This window comes from Streptomyces pseudogriseolus (assembly GCA_002154585.1).
In the GTDB taxonomy this organism is placed as follows: Bacteria; Actinomycetota; Actinomycetes; order Streptomycetales; family Streptomycetaceae; genus Streptomyces; species Streptomyces pseudogriseolus.
In genome coordinates, this window is sequence record MUNG01000410.1 from 1 (window position 1) to 5,387 (window position 5,387).

General features: G+C 72.0%; 4 protein-coding genes. All 4 read left to right on the top strand.

The window, feature by feature from the left end; genetic code table 11:
- The first annotated feature begins 211 nt into the window (after positions 1 to 211).
- Genes CCN29_RS29280 through CCN29_RS29295 form a run of 4 tightly spaced genes read left to right on the top strand, consistent with a single transcriptional unit; the run spans position 212 to position 5,288 of the window.
- Positions 212 to 2,104 (top strand): ABC transporter substrate-binding protein, encoded by a 1,893-nt coding sequence (locus CCN29_RS29280; protein WP_086685576.1) that lies wholly within the window; start codon positions 212 to 214, stop codon positions 2,102 to 2,104.
- Positions 2,105 to 2,119: 15 nt separating this feature from the next.
- Positions 2,120 to 3,181, top strand: coding sequence for an ABC transporter permease (locus tag CCN29_RS29285; protein WP_086685579.1), 1,062 nt, complete (start codon positions 2,120 to 2,122; stop codon positions 3,179 to 3,181).
- Positions 3,178 to 4,113 (top strand): ABC transporter permease, encoded by a 936-nt coding sequence (locus CCN29_RS29290; RefSeq protein ID WP_086685581.1) that lies wholly within the window; start codon positions 3,178 to 3,180, stop codon positions 4,111 to 4,113. Before CCN29_RS29285 ends, CCN29_RS29290 begins: the two co-directional genes overlap by 4 nt.
- Positions 4,110 to 5,288 carry an ABC transporter ATP-binding protein gene (locus CCN29_RS29295; RefSeq protein ID WP_107481747.1) on the top strand — a complete coding sequence of 393 codons (1,179 nt, stop codon included), beginning with the start codon at positions 4,110 to 4,112 and terminating at the stop codon, positions 5,286 to 5,288. The genes CCN29_RS29290 and CCN29_RS29295 overlap by 4 nt, the downstream gene beginning before the upstream one ends.
- The last annotated feature ends 99 nt before the right edge of the window (positions 5,289 to 5,387 follow it).

The following is a 5,387-nucleotide window of genomic DNA, read 5'->3' on the forward strand; positions in this document are numbered from 1 at the left end:
GTCGAGACCGGTGACGCGCCGCTGGTGGGCGGCTGACGGCGCGTCACCGGTCTCGACCAATGGGCGCACACAGTGCGTCAACTCAACGTTTCCGCAGGCCACATGGGGTGCGCGCGCCGTTGACGGTCGCCGGTGCCGCTGATAGACACACTCATCACTCATCTGATCAACCCGTCCCACCCGTGCGATCGACGACACGAGGTCTGCGCCCATGGACACGAACGATCAGTACGACGGCCACCACCGCGCCCCCGACCGGGTCCGGCCCGTCTCCCGCCGGTTCCGGCTCGTCGCGGCGGCCGGCGCCGCCGCGCTCGCGCTCAGTGCCGGGCTCGCCACCCCCCTCTCCCCCGTCCCCACGCAGACCCACGCGGCCGACGGCGGCGACGACGACAAGACGGTGCTGACGGTCGCCGTGGCGCAGAGCGTCGACTCGCTCAGCCCCTTCCTCGCGGTGCGGCTGCTCAGCACGAGCATCCACCGGCTCACCTACGAGTACCTCACCAACTACGACCCCGAGGACAACCATGTCGTCCCGGGTCTGGCCACCTCGTGGAAGTCCTCCCCGGACAAGCTGACCTGGACGTACACGATCCGCTCGGACTCCACGTGGTCGGACGGCGAGCAGGCCACCGCCGAGGACGCGGCGTGGACGTTCAACACGATGATGACCGACGCGGGCGCGGCCACCGCCAACGGCAGTTTCGTCGGCAACTTCGACGAGGTGACCGCGCCGGACCCGACCACGCTGGTCGTCAAGCTGAAGAAGCCGCAGGCCACGATGACGGCGCTGGACGTGCCGATCGTCCCCAAGCATGTGTGGGAGAAGGTCGACGACTTCTCGAAGTTCAACAACGACAAGGACTTCCCGGTCGTCGGCAACGGGCCGTTCGTCCTCACCGACTACAAGCCCGACAGCTATGTGCGGCTGAAGGCCAACAAGGACTTCTGGCGCGGCGCGCCGAAGTTCGACGAGCTGGTCTTCCGCTACTACAAGGACCAGGACGCGGCGGTCTCGGCGCTGCGCAAGGGCGAGGTGTCGTTCGTCGCCGGGTCGCCGTCCCTCACCCCCGCCCAGGCGGCCTCGCTGAAGGGCGAGCGGAACATCCACGTCAACGACGCTCCCGGCCGCCGCTTCTACGCCCTGGCCACCAACCCGGGCGCCCGGGCGAAGAACGGCGAGACGATGGGTGACGGGCACCCCTCGCTGCTAGACCAGCGGGTGCGCAACGCGCTGTTCAAGGCGGTGGACCGCAAGGCGATCATCGACAAGGTGTTCCAGGGGCACGCCGTGGAGGGCGCCGGCTACATCCCGCCGCGCTTCTCGCAGTACTTCTGGAAGCCGTCGCCCGGCCAGGAGCTGACGTACGACCCGGAGGAGGCGGCCCGGATGCTCGACCGGGCCGGCCTGAAGAAGAACGCGGACGGCAGGCGCGTCGGCGAGGACGGTAAGCCGATCACCTACCGCGTGCTGTGCCACGCGACCGACCCGAACGACAAGGCGATCGGCCAGTACCTCCAGGAGTGGTGGGGCGAGCTGGGCATCGGGGTCACCCTCAACTGCCTGGACAACGTGACCGATCCCTGGCTGGCCGGTGAGTACGATCTCGCCTTCGACGGCTGGTCGGTCAACCCCGACCCGGACTTCGTGCTGTCGATCCACACCTGCGCCGCGCTTCCCGCGACGCCCGAGGAGACCGGCGCGACCGACAACTTCATCTGCGACAAGCGGTACGACGACCTGTACGCGCGGCAGTTGGCCGAGTACGACCCGGACAGGCGGGCCGCCCTCGTGAAGCAGATGGAGTCGCGGCTGTACGACCTCGGGTACATGAACGTCATGGCGTACCCGAACGCGGTGGAGGCCTACCGCACCGACCGGATCGCGTCGATCACCACCATGCCGGCGAAGGCGGGCAACATCTACGGGCAGGACGGCTACTGGAGCTGGTGGTCGGCCGTGCCGGCGGACTCCGGTGACTCCTCGGACGACTCCTCGTCGAACGGGGTGGTCGTCGGCATCGTGGCAGGGATGATCGTCCTCGCCGGTGTGGGCGCCTTCCTCGCGATGCGGCGCCGGGCGACGGCCGACGAGCGTGAGTAGCGTGCGGGGGTGCCGATGACCGCCGACGCGGCGTCCGCACCGGCCGGCACGGCGGACGCCACCGGGCCGGAGGCCTCCCGCGGGCCGCGCGCCCGCGGCGCCACCGCGTATCTCCGGTACGTGGCCGGCAAACTGGCGGGCGCGGCCGTGTCGCTGTTCGCCGTGCTCGTCACCAGCTTCTTCCTGTTCCGGCTGATCCCCGGCGACCCGGTGAAGTTCATGACCGGCGGACGGCAGGTGTCGGCCGAGCAACTGGCCAACTATCGCGAGCAGTTCGGGCTTGATCTGCCGCTGTGGCAGCAGTTCACCGACTCCTGCGGCAAGGCGCTCACCGGCGATCTGGGAACCTCGTACCAGTTCAACGCCCCGGTGAGCGACAAGATCACCGAGGCGCTGCCGAACACCCTGCTGCTCACCGGCACGGCCTTCGTGATCTACACCCTGCTGGGGATCGTCCTCGGCACACGGTCGGCGTGGCGGCACGGGCGGATCGGCGACCGGCTCAACACCGGGCTCGCGCTGACGCTGTACTCGGTGCCGTCGTTCTGGCTGGGGCTGCTGCTGATCGTCACGCTGTCGGTCGGAGCCGGGCCGCTGCCGGGGCTGTTCCCCACCGGGGGCATGGAGTCGGGCGGCGAGGAGGGTCTCGCGTACGTCCTGGACGTGGCCCACCATCTGGTGCTGCCGGTGGTGACGCTGGTGGCCGTCGAGTACGGGCAGACGCTGCTGGTGACCCGGTCGGCGCTGCTGGACGAGATGGGCAGCGACTATCTGACCACCGCCCGCGCCAAGGGCCTGCGCGACGACCTCGTACGGCGGCGTCACGCGGTGCCGAACGCGCTGCTGCCAACCGTGACGCTGATCCTCATCAATCTGGGCCGCACGGTGGCCGGGGTGATCCTGGTGGAGACGGTGTTCTCCTGGCCGGGCCTCGGCGGGCTGTTCTACCAGGCGCTGAGCGTGCCCGATCTGCCGCTGGTGCAGGGGCTGTTCTTCGTGTTCGCCGCCGCGGTGATCGTGATGAACACCGTGGCCGATCTGATCTATCCGCTGCTCGACCCCCGGGTGGGCCGATGACGACGACCGAGAACGGCACGAAGGGGCAAGGAAGCCGCGCGGGGCGGGTCCGCTCGCTCGCCCGGCGGCGGCGCCGGGCCTCGGCCGCGCGCTTCTGGCGGCAGTACCGCACGCACCGGGCCGGGCTGTTCGGCCTGGGCACGCTGCTGCTGTGCGCGCTGTCGGCGCTGGCCGCTCCGCTGCTGGCCGGCTCCGACGTGGACGACGTGACCGACGCGCCCGGCGGCCCCCTGGAGGACCCGAGCGCCCGATTCCCCTTCGGCACCGACCGGTTCGGGCGGAACCTGCTCGGCCTGGTCATCTGGGGCGCGCGGGTGTCGCTGCTGGTCGGGCTGCTCGCGGCCGTGCTGTCGGTGGCGATCGGGACGCTGATCGGGGTGACGGCGGGGCACTTCAAGGGCTGGTACGCCACGGTGATGATGCGGATCACCGACTGGTTCCTGGTGATGCCGACGCTGGTGCTGGCGATCGCGCTGGCCACCGTGATGCCGCGGTCGCTGCTCACCATCGTGGTGGCGATCGGGGTGACCACCTGGCCGACCACCGCACGGCTGGTGCGCGCGCAGACCCTGGCCGTGGAGACCCGGCCGTACATCGAGCGGGCGCGGGCGCTGGGCGGCGGCCACTGGCACATCATGTTCCGGCATGTGCTGCCGAACGTGATGCCGCTGGTGCTGGCGCAGACGACGCTGATCATCTCCTCGGCGATTCTCGCCGAGGCCACGCTCGCCTTCCTCGGGCTCGGCGACCCGACGGTCGTGTCCTGGGGCGCGCTGCTCCAGGACGCGCGGGAGGCGGGCGCGGTGAGCTCCGGGCACTGGTGGTACCTGGTGCCGCCGGGTGTCGCCGTCGCCGTGGTCGCGCTGGCGTTCACGCTGTGCGGGCGGGCCGTGGAACAGGTCCTCAACCCGAGGCTGGGGGTGTCCCGGTGAGGTTGCTCGAGGTGAGGGACCTGACGGTGACGTACGCGGGCGGCGCGGCGGCCGTGCGCGGCGTGGATCTGCGGCTGGACGCCGCGCGGAAGCTCGGGATCGCCGGGGAGTCGGGCTGCGGCAAGTCCACGCTCGCGCTGGCCCTGCTGCGGCTGCTCCCCGCGGCGACCAGGGTCGGCGGGGAGATCCTGCTGGACGGCGAGGACGTGCTCGCCATGAAGTGGGGCCGGGTGCGGGCGGTGCGCTGGGCCGGCGCCTCGATCGTCTTCCAGGGCGCGATGCACTCCCTCAACCCGGTGCACCGCGTCGGCGACCAGATCGCCGAGCCGATCCTGCTGCACGGCCGGGCGACGGCGGCCGGGGCGCGGAAGCGGGCCGGGGAGCTGCTGGAACAGGTCGGTCTTCCGGCGGCCCGCGCCTCGGCGTATCCGCACGAGCTGTCCGGCGGCCAGCGGCAGCGGGTGATGATCGCGATGGCGCTGGCCTGCGACCCGCGGCTGATCGTCGCGGACGAGCCGACCACCGCGCTGGACGTGATGGTCCAGGCGCAGATCCTGCGGCTGATCGAGCAGCTGGTCGCGGACCAGGACGTGGGGCTGATCATGATCAGTCACGATCTGGCGGTGCTCGCCGACACCTGCGACCGGCTGGCGGTGATGTACGCGGGGCGGGTGGTCGAGGAAGGGCCCGCCGCGCGGGTCCACGCGGACGCCCGGCACCCGTACGCGCGGGCCCTGTCGGCCGCCTTCCCGCGCATCGGCGACCCGTCCTCCCGCTTCGCGCCGCGCGGCCTGCCCGGCGATCCGCCGGACCCGTCGGCGCTGCCGGGCGGCTGCACGTTCCATCCGCGCTGTCCGGTGGCGCTGGACTCCTGCGCGGTCGAGGACCCGCCGTTGCGGGAGGTGGGCGCGGTCTTGCGGGACCAGCCGCCCCGCAAGACGGACGCGGCACGGCGGGACCAGCCGCCCCGCGAGACGGACGCGGCCTGGCGGGCGGCCTGTGTACGGGTCGGGCAGGGCGGCGCGGACGACACGGGCGGCGCGGACGACACGGACAGGGCCGAGGAGGCGGACGGGGCCGACGAGGCGGGGCCGGCCCGGCGGCCCGACGGCGTCCCCCGGCGGCCCGGTGAATTCACCCGTCCCGGTGAGGAAGCGAGGCCCGGCACCCCATGACCCTCTCCCCCGACGCCGGTACGACGCCCGCGCTGCTCGGCGCGCACGGCGTGCACGTCGCCTTCCCCGGACGGCACGGCGCACCCGACGCCCGGGCCG